The sequence below is a fragment of the Pseudomonas sp. NFACC05-1 genome (assembly GCF_900100135.1).
GTDB lineage: Bacteria > Pseudomonadota > Gammaproteobacteria > Pseudomonadales > Pseudomonadaceae > Aquipseudomonas > Aquipseudomonas fluorescens_Q.
The window spans coordinates 40,843-54,739 of the sequence record NZ_FMTR01000017.1 but is presented as its reverse complement, the minus strand read 5'-3'; the positions used below and the strand labels follow the sequence as shown (position 1 = coordinate 54,739).

12 protein-coding genes are annotated in these 13,897 nt (G+C 58.5%); 11 read left to right on the top strand and 1 reads right to left on the bottom strand.

Annotation, left to right across the window (positions count from 1 at the left end):
• The 10 genes from BLO97_RS21805 (at position 1) to BLO97_RS21760 (ending at position 12,890) form a co-directional block, all read left to right on the top strand.
• Complete coding sequence (locus BLO97_RS21805; protein ID WP_092348018.1) at positions 1 to 444, top strand: GNAT family N-acetyltransferase; 444 nt, start codon at positions 1 to 3, stop codon at positions 442 to 444.
• 2 nt (positions 445 to 446) lie between these two features.
• Complete coding sequence (locus tag BLO97_RS21800) at positions 447 to 980, top strand: hypothetical protein (RefSeq protein WP_092348015.1); 534 nt, start codon at positions 447 to 449, stop codon at positions 978 to 980.
• Positions 980 to 2,998, top strand: coding sequence for a hypothetical protein (locus BLO97_RS21795; protein WP_092348012.1), 2,019 nt, complete (start codon positions 980 to 982; stop codon positions 2,996 to 2,998). The genes BLO97_RS21800 and BLO97_RS21795 overlap by 1 nt, the downstream gene beginning before the upstream one ends.
• Positions 2,995 to 4,899, top strand: a complete 1,905-nt coding sequence (locus BLO97_RS21790) for a hypothetical protein (RefSeq protein ID WP_092348009.1) — start codon at positions 2,995 to 2,997, stop codon at positions 4,897 to 4,899. Before BLO97_RS21795 ends, BLO97_RS21790 begins: the two co-directional genes overlap by 4 nt.
• Positions 4,900 to 4,962: 63 nt before the next feature.
• Positions 4,963 to 7,506 carry a hypothetical protein gene (locus BLO97_RS21785; RefSeq protein ID WP_092348007.1) on the top strand — a complete coding sequence of 848 codons (2,544 nt, stop codon included), beginning with the start codon at positions 4,963 to 4,965 and terminating at the stop codon, positions 7,504 to 7,506.
• On the top strand, positions 7,503 to 7,841 hold the full coding sequence (locus BLO97_RS21780; RefSeq protein ID WP_092348004.1) for a hypothetical protein: 339 nt from the start codon (positions 7,503 to 7,505) through the stop codon (positions 7,839 to 7,841). Before BLO97_RS21785 ends, BLO97_RS21780 begins: the two co-directional genes overlap by 4 nt.
• Positions 7,831 to 9,453 carry a phage terminase large subunit gene (gene terL / locus BLO97_RS21775; RefSeq protein ID WP_092348001.1) on the top strand — a complete coding sequence of 541 codons (1,623 nt, stop codon included), beginning with the start codon at positions 7,831 to 7,833 and terminating at the stop codon, positions 9,451 to 9,453. The genes BLO97_RS21780 and terL overlap by 11 nt, the downstream gene beginning before the upstream one ends.
• Before the next feature lie 27 nt (positions 9,454 to 9,480).
• Positions 9,481 to 11,574, top strand: coding sequence for a hypothetical protein (locus BLO97_RS21770; RefSeq protein ID WP_092347998.1), 2,094 nt, complete (start codon positions 9,481 to 9,483; stop codon positions 11,572 to 11,574).
• Positions 11,575 to 11,636: 62 nt separating this feature from the next.
• On the top strand, positions 11,637 to 12,107 hold the full coding sequence (locus BLO97_RS21765) for a GNAT family N-acetyltransferase (protein ID WP_371914904.1): 471 nt from the start codon (positions 11,637 to 11,639) through the stop codon (positions 12,105 to 12,107).
• A 315-nt stretch (positions 12,108 to 12,422) separates the two neighbouring features.
• Positions 12,423 to 12,890, top strand: a complete 468-nt coding sequence (locus tag BLO97_RS21760) for a hypothetical protein (protein ID WP_092143638.1) — start codon at positions 12,423 to 12,425, stop codon at positions 12,888 to 12,890.
• Positions 12,891 to 13,018: 128 nt separating this feature from the next.
• On the opposite strand, the gene BLO97_RS21755 is transcribed toward BLO97_RS21760, so the two are convergent.
• Complete coding sequence (locus tag BLO97_RS21755; protein ID WP_092347992.1) at positions 13,019 to 13,381, bottom strand: NUDIX hydrolase; 363 nt, start codon at positions 13,379 to 13,381, stop codon at positions 13,019 to 13,021.
• Positions 13,382 to 13,666: 285 nt separating this feature from the next.
• Between BLO97_RS21755 and BLO97_RS21750 the strand changes: the two genes are divergently transcribed.
• Complete coding sequence (locus tag BLO97_RS21750) at positions 13,667 to 13,852, top strand: hypothetical protein (protein WP_003201747.1); 186 nt, start codon at positions 13,667 to 13,669, stop codon at positions 13,850 to 13,852.
• Positions 13,853 to 13,897: the final 45 nt, after the last annotated feature.

The window sequence follows — 13,897 nt, the reverse complement described above, 5'->3', positions numbered from 1 at the left end:
ATGATTCGGCCCGCCAAACACTCCGATGTACCTCGACTAGTTGAGCTTGCCACCCTGCTGCATGCGACAAGCGACTATTCGAAGATGTCCTTCTGCCCCAATAAAACCGGGGCTTTTCTGCATGAGCTGATCAACGGGGCGGGGGTTATTTTCGTTGCAGAGGTGGGCGGTGAGGTAGTTGGCGGCATGGCTGGCGGCATCATCGACCAGTGGTTCAGCCATGACCTTATCGCCTATGACTATTCGCTCTTCATAGAGCCTGCCAAGCGTAGCGGGATCACGGCCATCCGCTTGATCCAGACCTTCAAGGAGTGGGCCAAGATCAAGGGCGCCAAGCAAATCCACATGGGTATCGGCACCGGCGTAAACATTGAGGGAACAACCCGCCTTTATGAATCTCAGGGCCTGCGCAACATCGGCCCCCTCTTGATGATGGAGATCTAATCATGGCAGTTGGAGCAGCAGGATATGCGGCCTATTCGGCATACGCATACGCCGCAATAGCCGCAGCCACCGTGTATTCGGTGTACTCAACCCAGCAACAAGGCAAGCAGGCCCAGCTTAACGCTGATGCACAAAGCGATCAGGCCAAGGCTGATGCCGACACTGCAGCAAGTGCTGCCGTGGTGCAGGCCGACCGGATTCGGCGACTTGCACGCACTCAGGCAAGCGAGGCCAACGCCGCGCTAGCCGCCTCTGGCGTCGAGGTGGGTGCCGGCACTGCGATCAACATCAACGAAGAGATCATCGGCAATGCCGAGGAAGACGCGGCGCTGACGATCTTCAACGGTCGCAACCAGCAGACCAGGCTCTACAACGATGCAAGCAACTACTCGCTAGCCGGCAAGCAGGCCAGGTCAGCCGCCAACTCACAATCGATCGGCACCGTTCTTTCCGCCGGCGCCCAGACTGGCATGTCCTGGAAGGCATCGGCGGCAGGCCGCAACGGAACCGTCACGCAGGCCGGGGGGAACACCTGATGGCACAGATACCACTGGGCAACTTTGGGCAGGTCAACGTCCAACAGGAAACCCCACAGAACCGTGTCATTCAGGTTGATAGCCGAGCGCAGGGACAGGCAGCCCAGCAGGCTGCGTCAACTGTTCAGAACGTTGCGCTTGGCTACTTGGACCAGGTCAACAAGGAGAATCAAGCCCTGTCCCGGGTGAAGGCCAGCAACGCACTGATCGACCGGGAATCGCAGATCAAGACCATTGCCGCTGACCTCGACGAGCAGATGCGCACCGGCCAACTGAGCTATGAGAAATCGGAGGAGGCCTACCAGGCTGCCGTCGCGAAGCTGCCGGCACTCGAAACGCCAGGGCTTGACCAGGCTCAGCAAGGCGAAATAGGCAACTCCCTCAAGCGCTTACAGTTGGGCGGCCTGGATAAGGTCCGTGAAGCATCCGGCAAGGGTCGTATCCTGGCCGCGCAAAGCGACCTGACATCGCGCATGGACATGCTAGGCAAGGACGCTGCGCTGCCTGGTGCAAACGTTGACCAGATCAACGCCCGCATGGATGCCGAAGACATCGACGTGGCCGGGCGCCTGGCGTTCGGTGAGGCCTGGGCCAGCAAGAAGCAAGAGTTCAAGGATGACAACTGGACAACCCACGCAACTCAGCGGGTTATCGAGTCCAAGGAAAGCATCGGCAGCCTGCAAAAGCTTGAGCACGATCTCACCGCCGAGGATGGGTTCTACGCCAGGAAACTGGACCCTGAGAAGCGCAATCAGTTGCTCAACACCGTCAGTGGCCGCATCTTCCAGGTCAAAGAGCAGCAGCAGCGCCAGGCCGAAATGCGGGAAATGAAGGCTGAGCGGATCCTCAGTCAAATGGACCGCCAGGCCTCGACTGGCGTTCCGCCAACGCCAGCGGACCAGCAGCGGTGGAAGTCGGCCTTGTCCGGCACCTCCCTGGCTGGCGAGTTCAACGCCCGCATGGGTGAAATGGTCGAGTCGCAAAAGCTGCTGCGCCAGCCCATCGCCGTGCAACAGCAGTACGTGGACCAGATGCGCCTGGACATGGCAAAGAACGGCGCCAGCGTCACCCAGCAGGCCAACGTGGCCCGTCTGCAATCTGCCATCGACAACAACATCAAGCTCTTGCGCGACAATCCGCTGACCTTTAACGCCATGCGCACCGGCCAGGACGTGGCGCCCCTGGACGTCAGCGGCATCACCACGCCAGAGGGCCAGGCCAGGCTGGGAGAGCAGATCGCCGAGCGCTTCGACGTGGTGAAAGCCGTGCGCAAGGCATACGGCCCCGAGGTGGCCCGCGTCCCGTTTAAGCCGGAAGAGACCGCCATGTTGTCATCGGTGATGGCCCAGGCCGACGATGGAACCAAGCTGCAGTTGCTGGGGGCTATTGCCGCTTCTTCGCCATCCGGGGCCGATTATGCCGCTGCCATCAAGCCGCTGATAGCCGATCAGCCGATCACGGTGCTGGCCGGCATGGCCCAGTTCCGTGGGCTCAAGGGGCAGGACGGTACCGACGTTCCCAAGATGCTGCTCGCCGGCGGCAAGGTGCTGGCGGACAAGTCGGTGCCGCTGCCGAAAGACACCATCTTTCGCGAGGCCTTCGAAGAGCATGTGGGCACGTCGCTTGCCCCGGGCACGCCGCAACGGGAACAGGCCTATTTGGCCTTCAAATCCCTGTATGCAGGCACCGCAGCGGCAAAGGGGCTTGCTTATGGCGAAGGCGAGGATCTGGACGGCGATACCGCCCAAGCGGCCATCGACATGGCAACCGGCGGCGTAAGCGAGCGGGGCGGGGCAAAGGTCATCAAGCCCTATGGCATGGCCGATGATGATTTTGACAAGGTCGTGGACCTGGAGCTGCAAGGCATGGCCGAACGGACCAAGTTCCCGATCAGCCAGCTTGAGGACATGCCTCTGTCGCCAGTGCCGGGCCGTGAGGGTTCGTATTACCTGATGAATGCAGGCCGGGTGCAGATCGACCCGACGACCAAGCAACCTATGGTGGTGAAAGTCAAATGAGCTGGCTTGATGGATTGGTCGAAGAAAACGAGGCGTTAAGCCAGGATCAGCGCTTTGAGCGCACAGAGGAAAGACCTGAGCCGGGCGTCTTCACTGGCGCCCTGGATACGCTGGGCCCCAACTTGTTGCGCGGTGGGCTTGAGGCCGGCGGCGCCATTGAGTCCGGGTTCAGCTCGTTGTGGCAGGGCGGCCTCGATCTGGCCGCCAGCGCGTTGCTGCCCGAGCCGAAGTTTGGCGGATCTCCTGATGTGACCAGCGCCGAGCGGTCCAGCCAGGAAACCCTGGGGCAGGGCACGGCCCAAGCAGTGATGGACCTGCGCCCTGATCCTGCTGAGGTTGGCGTTGTCGGCCAGATCCTGGGCGAGGCTGCCGCTGTCTTGCCGCGCACTGTGGTCGGTGCCGCAATGGGTGGTCCCGTGGGAGCGGCGGTGGCCGCTGGCGCGCCTGCTGGCTACTCCGGCAAGCAGGTGGGAATGGCTGAAGGCCTGGACGAAGAGACGGCGACCTACAAGGGCGCCATTGATGCGGCAACCGTGGGCATCGGTGCTGCCTTGCCCGCCGCTCGTTTCGTCAAGCCACTGCTTGGAGACGCCGCGATTGCTGTGGGAGCGAACGTTGGGCTTGGCATGGCCGGGCGTGGCGCTACTGCCAAGCTGCTGGAGAGCAACGGCTACGCCGCTCAGGCTGCGCAGTACCAGGCCATGGACGGAACCGCCATCGCCACCGACGCCATCCTGGGCGCGGCATTCTTCGGCATCGGGCGCGCAGGTCTGCGCCGGCCCACCACCCGGCAGGTTGACGCAGCGCTCAGCGAACGCACATTCCAGCACGCCGACATCGACACCGCCCCAGGAGCCCCAATCAACCCACGGTCGGCGGTAGCGCATCAAGACGCCATTCGTACGGCCATCAGCCAGTTGAGCCGTGGTGAGCCTGTGGTGCTGCCTGAGAGTATTCATTCTGCTGAGTTCCTGAGAACCGCCGAGGATTCCTCGGTAGTTGCCCCAAGCCGTGACGTGGCGCTGGCCACCGCCCGCCAGGACTTGGAGCCCACCTTGCGCCTGGAACTGGAGCAGGAAGCCGCTGGGATTCTGCCCAACGTGCGCGACGTTAAGGCCGAGCTGTCCTCTGTAGCCCGCAGCCTGGAAGGGCTGGACGATACGTTCCGTGCTCGAGCAAAAGAGTTCCAGCAGCAGGGCCAGAGCCGAAAGGCTGCCGAGCGTTCTGCCCGGGAATCGATCGATGCCGAACGCCAAGCCTTGACCGACCGACAGGCAGCCCTGGGGGAAAGTCTCAACGGCAACCGATCTGCAGAGTTGGCCCGTGCCGACCTGAATGCCCTGGATCGCGGCGAGGTTCCGCAGCGCTTCCAGGATCGAATCAGCCAGCGCGCTGACGCCATCGTCCAGGGCTTTGAGAAGAAGCCGCTTGCCGCCGGCGTGGCCGAGGGAAACACCCGCTTGAGCATGGCCCAGGTGGCGCAACAGGAAATCCGTCGAATCCTGGACGATATCGAGCGCGCCGAGCCGACGTTGCAGGCCAAGCCGCTGGATATTGGCACCGCAAAGGAAGTGGAAAAACCGGAAGCTGCCAGCGTGGCCGCTGCATCAAAAGGGCAGAAAAGCGGATCAGAGCCCGCCAAACCTGCATCAGAACCTGCCGATGCTGCATCAATATCGGACAAACCTGCATCAGATCCTGAAGTTCAGGTTGCCGATGAGATCCTGGCCAGGGTCGAGGACATGCGTATTTCCACCGGGGCGATGGATGCAGACGGCAACCCTATCACCGTGTCTGCCCGAGAAATGATGGCCAGCGCTGACGCCGATATCGCCAAGGCTCAGGAGGAATCCCGAGGCTTCGCCGCCGCCGCCGCCTGCTTCCTGCAGCGCGGTTTCTAAATAGTCGGGAAACCGTCTATTCCCGACCCATAGGCTTGCTCCCATCCCAACAGGAGCAAGCCCATGCGCCCCGAATGCATCCAGGCCGTCACCCAGGCCATTGGCCGCCCCCTTACCCAACCAGAAATCCAGGGCATCGAGAACCGCGTGCGCCGCAACATGAAGCAATTGGCGCAGACCGACCCCGCCTGGCAGTCAAAGACCGCTGCCGACCGGCTCAATGAAGCCGCCACCAAGTCCGCCAAGGATCTGGTGGATGAGGCCAACCTCAAGAAAAAACGCGTGGCACTGACCATCCTGGCCCACGACCGCATCGCCAGCTATATGCAGCGGTTCCCGGATCAGCCGCTTGAAGGCCTCGACCGGCTGCTGGCGTTTTCCAGCGACGGCAAGAGCGGCATTCAGTCCATCGAGTCAGCCACTCGCGCCATCCGTGACGACGCGCTCAGCCGCATGCTGGAAGTCATCGACCAGACCAAGGGCAAGTTCCTTGGCCTGTTCCAGGACGAAGCCGGCAACCTGGCATTGGTGCGCGAGCTGCACGGCCAGGATTCTGGTAGCGCCGCAGCAAAGGCCGCAGCCAAGGCCTTCAAGGATACCGCCGAGCAGCTTCGCCAGCGCTTCAACCGCGCCGGCGGCGATGTCGGGTTCCTGGATGATTGGTCCATGCCACGCGATCACTCGCAAATCAAGGTCGCCAAGGACCAGGCCAAGTGGGTTGGCGACCATGTGCAGTGGGCCAACCGTGGCAAGTACCTCAAGGAAGACGGCACGCCAATGAATGATGCCGAGCTGACCGACTTCTTGAATCATGCGTGGCAGACCCTGGCCACCGGTGGCATCAACAAGCTTGAGCCCGGCCAGGCCGCCGGCAACGGCATGCGCGCCAATCGCGGGAGCGAGTCCCGCCAGATCCACTACAAGGACGCGGAAAGCTTCATCGCCGCACAGAAGGCCTACGGCGAGCGCAACCTGCTGGAACTGCTGATTGGTCACATTGACCGGGCGTCCCGCGACATTGCCCTGGTTGAGGCCCTGGGCCCGAACCCGTCCAACCAAATGCGGTACTTCCTGGATGAAGGCCAGAAGGTAACGGACATGGCCGACCCGAAGAAGGCCGACAAAACCGCCAAGCAGCGCCGCAAAATTGAGCACCTGTTCGAAGAAGTGGCCGGCACGCGCGAGCCACCAGCATCGGCGGCCATCGCCAACGGATTCGAGACATATCGTGCCTTGAACGTTGCTAGCCGGCTGGGCTCTGCCGTCCTGACGTCCGTTACCGACCAGGGAACCCTGGGCCTTACTGCATCCATGAACGGCATGCCGGTGATGAAGGTGTTCGCCAACGAGATACGCATGCTCAACCCGGCCAGTGCAGCGGATCGGCGCATGGCGCAGCGCGCAGGCCTGGGCCTGAATCAGTTGATCGGCAGCCTGAACCGATGGGGCGCCGATGGCCTGGGCACCACCGAACAGATATCCGGGCGAATCTCGAAGTTCAGCCAGACCGCTGCCAGCAAGGTCATGCAGGCATCGGGCCTGAACATGTTGACCGCCGGCACTCAGCGGGCTTTCGGCGCGACGATGATGGATACCCTGGGCGACATGTCCCGCCGGCACCAGACCATTGCCGCCATGGACCCAGCCGACAGCAAGCGTCTGCTCGGCCAGGGTGTCACCGAAACCGATTGGGCCGTGTGGCGCCTGGCGCAGCCGGAGGACTGGCGCGGCGTCGGCGATACGGTGCTCACCGCGAACAGCATCTACCGCATCAAGAATGCTGACCTGGTGCCGCTGGCGCGGCAGCTCAAGACCACCCCGCAGCGCCTCAAGGATCAGGCCGCAACCAAGCTGTTGGGCACCGTTCTCGATGAAACCAACATGGCGATCATCGAGCCGGGCGCCCGCGAGAAGGCAATGATGCACGGCGGCGTCGAGCGCGGTACCGTCAAGGGCGAGCTGCTGCGCTCGTTCTGGCAGTTCAAAAGCTTCTCCATTGGCATGGTGCTGCGCCACGTCAAGCGCGGTATGGCCCAGGAAGGTTGGGGCAAGGCCGGGTATCTGGGGGCTCTGGTCGCCAGCACCACCGTGTTGGGCGGAATGGCGATTCAGTTGGGCGAGATCGCGGCAGGGCGTGACCCGAAAGACATCACTGATGACGGCACCCTTGGCGTGCCTGGCCTGCGCTATGGCCTGGCCTCGATGCTGAAGGGTGGCGCCCTCGGCCTATACGGGGACTTCTTGTTTTCGGACACTTCCCAAGGCGGACAGTCGTTCATCGGCGCAATCGGTGGGCCCATTGCCGGCGACATCGAGGCGCTTTCCAAGCTGAAGGGCAACGCTGCTGAAGGCAAGGGCCCGCAGGTTGGCGGCAACCTGGTGAAGTTCGCCAAGTCCCACACCCCTGCCGCAAACCTCTGGTACACGAAGGCGGCAACAGACCACCTGATTTTCAACCAACTCCAAGAGTATTTCAGCCCCGGCTACCTGCGCCGCATGAAGAAGCGAGCCAAGAAGGAATTCAATCAATCGTATTGGTGGGAGCCGGGCGACACCGCGCCAGATCGCGCTCCGAACCTTGGCGCAGCAGTGGGAGCGAGACCATGAGAGACGATCAGATCACGCGCCTACAGGCGCTCAGTGAGCGCCTGGGCGAAGTTGTTATCACCGAGGTTGACCCGCACAACTGGCCGGGCGCCGAGAAAGTTCCGGCGGAGTTGACCCAGCAGGAACGCGGCGACCGCTACTGGTGCAAGAAGAACGCCGCCGCCACCATGACCCTGCTGCTCAAAGTTGTGAACATTGCCGGCATTATGAATCGCCAGAAGCCCGCGCCGGATGCTGGGCACGCTGTTGATGAGTTGGATGGAGAGCTAGCTGCCGCCGAACGAGAGGCACAGGCCATCATCGAACGGATGCAGAAGGCCGGGAATGTCCACTGACCCGGAGAAGAAAGTCAGCCTGCTGGTTTTCTTCATGCTGTGGGCACGGCGCATGCGTTGGGATGTGCCGTTTATCCACGTCCAAGCACTGATATGGCTGGAGGCTAAAGGGCCTCTGGCCGTTTTGCGTTGCTTCCGGGGCTTCGGCAAATCGACCTTGCTGGCGATCTATAACGCCTGGCTGTATTACAAGGACCCGACGTTCCGCATTCTTCACCAATCCGAATCAGACCCCACGGCCTACAAGACCAGTCGCGACACGCAGAACGTAATCCGCAATCACCCGCTTACTCGGCATCTGCTCCCGCCCAACCAGGGCACCGTCGAGCAGTGGTGGGTTGAGGGGGCGGCAGACTTTCGTAACGCGAGCATGTTCGCCAAGGGCATCCTGTCTAACGTCACCTCGGCCCGTGCTGACGAATGCCAGAACGATGACGTAGAGGTGCCGCGCAACATCCAAACACCTGAGGCACGGGAGAAACTTCGGTATCGCCTGGGCGAGCAGACGCACATTCTCGTGCCTGGCGGGAGCAAGCTTTACATCGGCACACCGCACACCCATGACAGCCTGTACGACGAACTGGAGAGCATGGGGGCCGACTGCCTGATCATCCGCATGTTTGCCCATGAGTTTCGGATCGAGGACGCCAAGCGCCACGCCTATGACGTGCCGTTCGTGCCCGACGTCGTGTTCTCCGGAATCGGCAAACACGCCCGTGTCCTGGTGCTGGGCACTGACTACCAGTTGACCAAAACCGGCATCGCGTTCTTTGAGCCGCCCGGCACGCTGATCGACTGCTATGCCGGCAGCGCCTGGCCTGAGCGCTTCGACCTCGCAACGCTGGAGATCCGCCGGCGTGAAACCCGCACAATCAACGAATGGGACTCGCAGTACCAGCTCCATTCGAAGCCGGTAACAGAGGTTCGCCTCGATCCTGCTCGGATCGTCCCCTACGACGTCCAGCCGACCATGCGCTACGCCAACAACGCGGCGGCCATGTACCTGGGATCGACGCAGATTGTCGGCGCCATCGCTTACTGGGACTGTTCCCTGGGCAAGATCAAATCGGATGCTTCGGCCTTTTCGCTGATCCTCACCGACGCCAGGGGGCAGCTGTATTGGCATCTGGCGAAAGGGCTTACCGGCGAAATTGCCGAGTTCGACGAGCGCGACCGCATCATTGGCGGTCAGGTGCACCAGATACGCGAGCTGGTCATTCAGTACCAGATTCCCCGCGTCATCATCGAAACAAACGGGCCTGGCGGGTTCGCTCCCGCGATATTGAAACAGGCCCTCAAGGGTACGGGGTGCGGTGTAGGAGAAGAGCACAGCAGCGCCAACAAGCAGAAACGTATCCTCGATGCCTTCGAGTCGCCTTTGTCGGCTCGTTTCCTTTGGGCCCACATCGAAGTGCTCAAGATCATCTGGGACCAGATGCGCGACTTCAATCCACTACTGACCACCCAGGACGACGACTACATCGATTCCGGCGCCGGCGCGATCAGCCAAACCCCTGTGCGCATTGGCCGAATAGTCGGGAAACCGACAGAGACCCGGCGGGACGATTGGCGTCCAGATGCGGGCGTGCACGACGTGCAGGTTGAATACTAGAGCCCGCCGCCACCAAGGGGCCTACACATGTCTGTCCAACCAGGACCTACCGAAAAGCGCTATGCCGCCAACGGCGTTACCACCATCTATGCCGTTCCGTTCCTGGTCATCGAAGCCGGCGACCTCAAGGTCTACCTCAACGGCGTGTTGCAGACGTCCGGCTACACCCAAACAGGCGTCGGCCTGCCGACCAGCTCTGTCACCTTCACCATTGCACCTTCGGGGGATCTCTACTTTGTCCTTGAGGTTCCGTTTCAACGGCTGGTGGATTATCAGGAGAACGGCGACTTTCTGTCCTCGACCGTAAACCGTGACTTCGACCGCATCTGGCAGGCGCTTAAGCAGTTACTTCGAGCAAGTGCGCGGGCGTTGACGCTTGGCTACCTCGATGTTGATGGGAGCGGTTTCTACCGAGCCAAAGGTAATGGAATTGTTGATCTTGCATCTGCAAACGGAGAGGACAGCGCGGCTCCAAATTGGAAGGACGTTAAAAATCTTGTACAGCAGGTACTTGAGACCGGACAAGGACCAATTAACAACGCAGCGAATATCGTGTTTGTTGATACGGAAGGAAATATAAGGACCGTCCAAGACCTATCCAACAGCCTAGATCCTGCTTTGGGCGGGGCGATGATCGGCCTGACGCTCTATGCAAATTCCGAGAAATCCAATGTTGGAAGAATTCTCAAAAGAAATAATCGTCCTAGCGTGTTTGATTACATGACGGAGATTGAAATTGCCGATGTTCTTACACTTTCGCCAGTTCTTGACCATACAGCGGCTATTCAAAAGGCCCTAGACAATCATCTGACGGTTTCTGTTCCGCCATATGCTTTCAATGTAACTACATTGCAGCTCAATAAGTTTGGTCACTCCCTAATAGGGATTGATAATACTGGCGCCCAAATTTACGGCGGCGGCACAGTCCTCAAGAGTTCTGATGGTGCATTGGATATTGTCACAATTTCCAAACCTACGTGCTATCTCAAAAGCATTGCGTTCTTCGGTAAGTCTAACGACATAGAGAAAGGTGAGGACGTAGCCCAAGCTGGCGTTAGGGCTATAGGGAGCGACCAAAAGGACCTTGACGCGAAAATTCATGATTGCAGCTTCATTTACGTCAGGAGCGGAATCGTTGCGAACGGCACCAACGTTGAAATAGTGAATCCTGCGTTCTCAAATCTTAAGTTTGGTTTCGAAACCGTCACAACTGGAGGATGGGAAAACAGAGGATTTGTGTTTGCTGGCGCAGCAAGGTTTCACTCCATCGGGAAAACCGGTGTTTTCTCGGCAGGGATCATGCTGTGGCCCGCGCATAACATCCGTGACGTACAAGTTGGATCGTGCCTGGCCGATGATACTACTACGCTCATCAGTGGGTTTGCTTCTGGTCTCCAGGTTGCTCCAGTCCAATCTGTTCGTGCGCGCGGAACAGGTATAAGTATCGACTCTACTGGACACAGCCAGCCCTCTCAATTTCGCGATGTAAATATCGCCGGCTTGCAGTATTACGCCACAGACACTATCAACCAAACAACGTCGAATAGTGCGTTCAAGGCAACGGGGCTTATGAGGCTTGTCGTTGACGGAGTTATTTCTCACGGATCTGGAGGTCATGGTATTGACTGCGCTGTTGACGGCGCAATCATAACTAATAGCCACTCGTCTGACGCCGGCCAATCAAGCACAAACACCTATGACGGCGTCATTGTCTCGGGAGTCGGTGCGTTCCTAAAATCGGTTAGCTCCTCGCAGGATGCTCAAGGAAGCTCACCAGCGAACAAGTCGCGCTATGGCATAAACCTGCTGTCCAGCACATATGTATCAGGGATACTTCCTGGTACCGGCCCGCTTAGTGGGCCTCTCAATGTCGCCGCCACTGCACAGATATTTGGTGATCTACCTCGTACAAATGCGCCAGCCAACAGCATCACTTGGGGCATTGCGATGCCCACGTCCGGCACCCGCAGACAGGGGGATTTTCACTGGAATACCAATAAGCTGGTGGCTGGAACAGCTGGAAGTCAGTACGTGGTGATCGGATGGGGAAGGCTTACTACAGGTTCTGGACACGTTTTGGGTACTGATTGGGTGGCGTTACGTGCGCTGACAGGGACGTAATCGATACGCAAGTATTTTAATTTTCTCTCAGTAAGGCATGATTACGGTACGGACTAACAAGGATGCAACCTTCCATGACACAAAAAATACAGCTTCGCAGGGCAACCATGGATGATGGAGTCATACTCCATCGATGGAGGAATGATGAAGCGACCAGGGCCGCAAGCCATTCAACCTCACCGGTGAATCTAGAAGACCACCTTCGCTGGCTTGCCGCCACACTCGAAAATCCGTCACGAACGCTATTCATTGCCGAGAACGGTTCAGGGCCAATTGGTACTGTGCGTGCAGACCTAGGGGCTGGAGCGACCGAGCTTTCATGGACTGTCGCTCCAGAGGCCAGGGGAATGGGGTTTGCGAAGGCGATGGTGAAGGCTGCGGCCTTGACGATCACTGGCCCAATAAGGGCAGAAGTTAAGAGTGGTAACGCAGCTTCAATGGCTGTAGCAGTCTTCGCAGGAATGACCGCTGTAAAGGAGGTTGATGGTGTGATCCACTTTTCTGGAGCCGGCGGATCACCAGCGGCATGCTGAAAGTACATTATTTAGTACATCTGATTGTTATGATTTTGAGGGTTGGCAATATTTTCTGGCTTAAAAGACTCTAATTAGGTTCCGGCTTCGGGCACCATCTAAAATCAAGGGTTTGCGAGCGAAAGCTAATGCAAACCCTTGTTCGTTTCTGCTTCTGGAAATTGCTGCAGAAACGGAGTCCAAGCCTGCGGGTGTTTTCAAGCACAAGCCCTTACACTCGGCGTCGAGATTAGCAAGGGGGTCATATCCTCCAGGCCTTGCCCATTACGCTAATCCTTTACCATGGAGAGGTAACGAGTGAAAACAATCGCAACGATGAGTCTGTTGGCCTTGATGAGCAGCAGCGCTGTATACGCTGGGGAGACAACCTCCGTTGATGGGAAATCGCTGGCTGTGGACTTTGGCGAGCCGACCGTCAAGCAGGTTCTGCACTATCGGAAAATGTACGATAAGAAGCCTTTTCCCGATGCGGAAATTTATTACTACAGCAACGGTTTGTACAAGATCATCTCTCAGGGAGAAAATCATTACGGTGTCTACGTCTTGCAGGGCCAACACACTGATGAGACATACACCGTGAAGTTCATTTCCCTGCCTTCCCCGGATTGGGGAAATAAAACGGCGTATCACCAACTCACCTTTATTCGAGGTGATGAACAAAACGTATTTATCCAGAACGCAATTGTCGACACTGGCGAGGCGATAGCCCAGCAGAATGGGACCTATACGCAGGAAAAAAATACCGTGGTCAATCCGATCAGCACCGCCTGGCAGAAAAAGTGAGCCCATTGCCCCCAGTGGCTTGATGGCAGGTTTTCAGGCATTTTCTGATCATCTAATACTTATAAAACAATAGGTTGCATGATTTATCTCATGCAACCTATTCGGCGTTGATCATCAGTGCCGGCGCCTCACAACCGCCGCCGAAAAGCTTCGAGAATGTCCCGCGTTCCCTTTTTCATTTGCAGTTGGGCAATGGCGTCCAGCGGGTGCCAAAGGCAATCGCTGATTTCATTCTGTGGCTTGGCCGCCGTCGAGTCGCTGACCGATGCTTCGAACACATGATGTTCGGTCTGCCCGTCACTGATTCGCATCAAGTAGAGCAGGTTCTCGACGTCCAAGCCGGTTTCCTCTGCCAACTCCCGTATGGCTGCCCCGGCATGGGATTCCCCGCGCTCGACGGTACCGCCCGGCAACGCCCAGCGGCTATTGGCTTTACGAACCAGGAGGACATGGCGATTTTCCTCGCAGATGACGGTCGCTCGAATTTTCATGGCCGTGCTCGATCTGTGACTGTCATTAAAGTGAAATATATCTGCAATATTTGAGCCTGGCATTAGCTGCTTCGTTCAAATATCGAGTTTTTCAAGGTCTTATCCAATACGACCGCGACGGAGCGGAGAAGACTGAGCTTATTCGTGCCTGCCATCGCTCCAATCCATCTCTCCGACCACTAGCACTAGGTTTTCGACCGGTTATCGCCTCAAATGAATCAGCTTCAAAAAAATGAATCCATGTTGGGTGCATTGGCCGGCCCCGATAGGGGAAGGAAGCGAGAAATGACCACCGTTGAAGACTTCAAGATCAAATCCCATGAGCTCCTGGTGGAGCTCGATACGGCGACATCGGAAATGATGAAACTCATATGTGTTCATCAAATGAGTGGATCGACTTGGGATGAGGCGGTCCAGCGTCAACATGAGGCCTATGAGCAGTGGGTCGCTTATCTGAACGAGCGGGGATAGCCGCCAATGCGCATCTTGAGGGTGCAAATTCTTTGAACGGCGCCT

Coding starts and splice junctions, on each gene's coding strand:
- BLO97_RS21805 (WP_092348018.1), top strand. CDS start 1: ATGATTCGGCCCGCCAAACACTCCGATGTACCTCGACTAGTTGAGCTT.
- BLO97_RS21800 (WP_092348015.1), top strand. CDS start 447: ATGGCAGTTGGAGCAGCAGGATATGCGGCCTATTCGGCATACGCATAC.
- BLO97_RS21795 (WP_092348012.1), top strand. CDS start 980: ATGGCACAGATACCACTGGGCAACTTTGGGCAGGTCAACGTCCAACAG.
- BLO97_RS21790 (WP_092348009.1), top strand. CDS start 2,995: ATGAGCTGGCTTGATGGATTGGTCGAAGAAAACGAGGCGTTAAGCCAG.
- BLO97_RS21785 (WP_092348007.1), top strand. CDS start 4,963: ATGCGCCCCGAATGCATCCAGGCCGTCACCCAGGCCATTGGCCGCCCC.
- BLO97_RS21780 (WP_092348004.1), top strand. CDS start 7,503: ATGAGAGACGATCAGATCACGCGCCTACAGGCGCTCAGTGAGCGCCTG.
- terL (WP_092348001.1), top strand. CDS start 7,831: ATGTCCACTGACCCGGAGAAGAAAGTCAGCCTGCTGGTTTTCTTCATG.
- BLO97_RS21770 (WP_092347998.1), top strand. CDS start 9,481: ATGTCTGTCCAACCAGGACCTACCGAAAAGCGCTATGCCGCCAACGGC.
- BLO97_RS21765 (WP_371914904.1), top strand. CDS start 11,637: ATGCAACCTTCCATGACACAAAAAATACAGCTTCGCAGGGCAACCATG.
- BLO97_RS21760 (WP_092143638.1), top strand. CDS start 12,423: ATGAGTCTGTTGGCCTTGATGAGCAGCAGCGCTGTATACGCTGGGGAG.
- BLO97_RS21755 (WP_092347992.1), bottom strand. CDS start 13,381: ATGAAAATTCGAGCGACCGTCATCTGCGAGGAAAATCGCCATGTCCTC.
- BLO97_RS21750 (WP_003201747.1), top strand. CDS start 13,667: ATGACCACCGTTGAAGACTTCAAGATCAAATCCCATGAGCTCCTGGTG.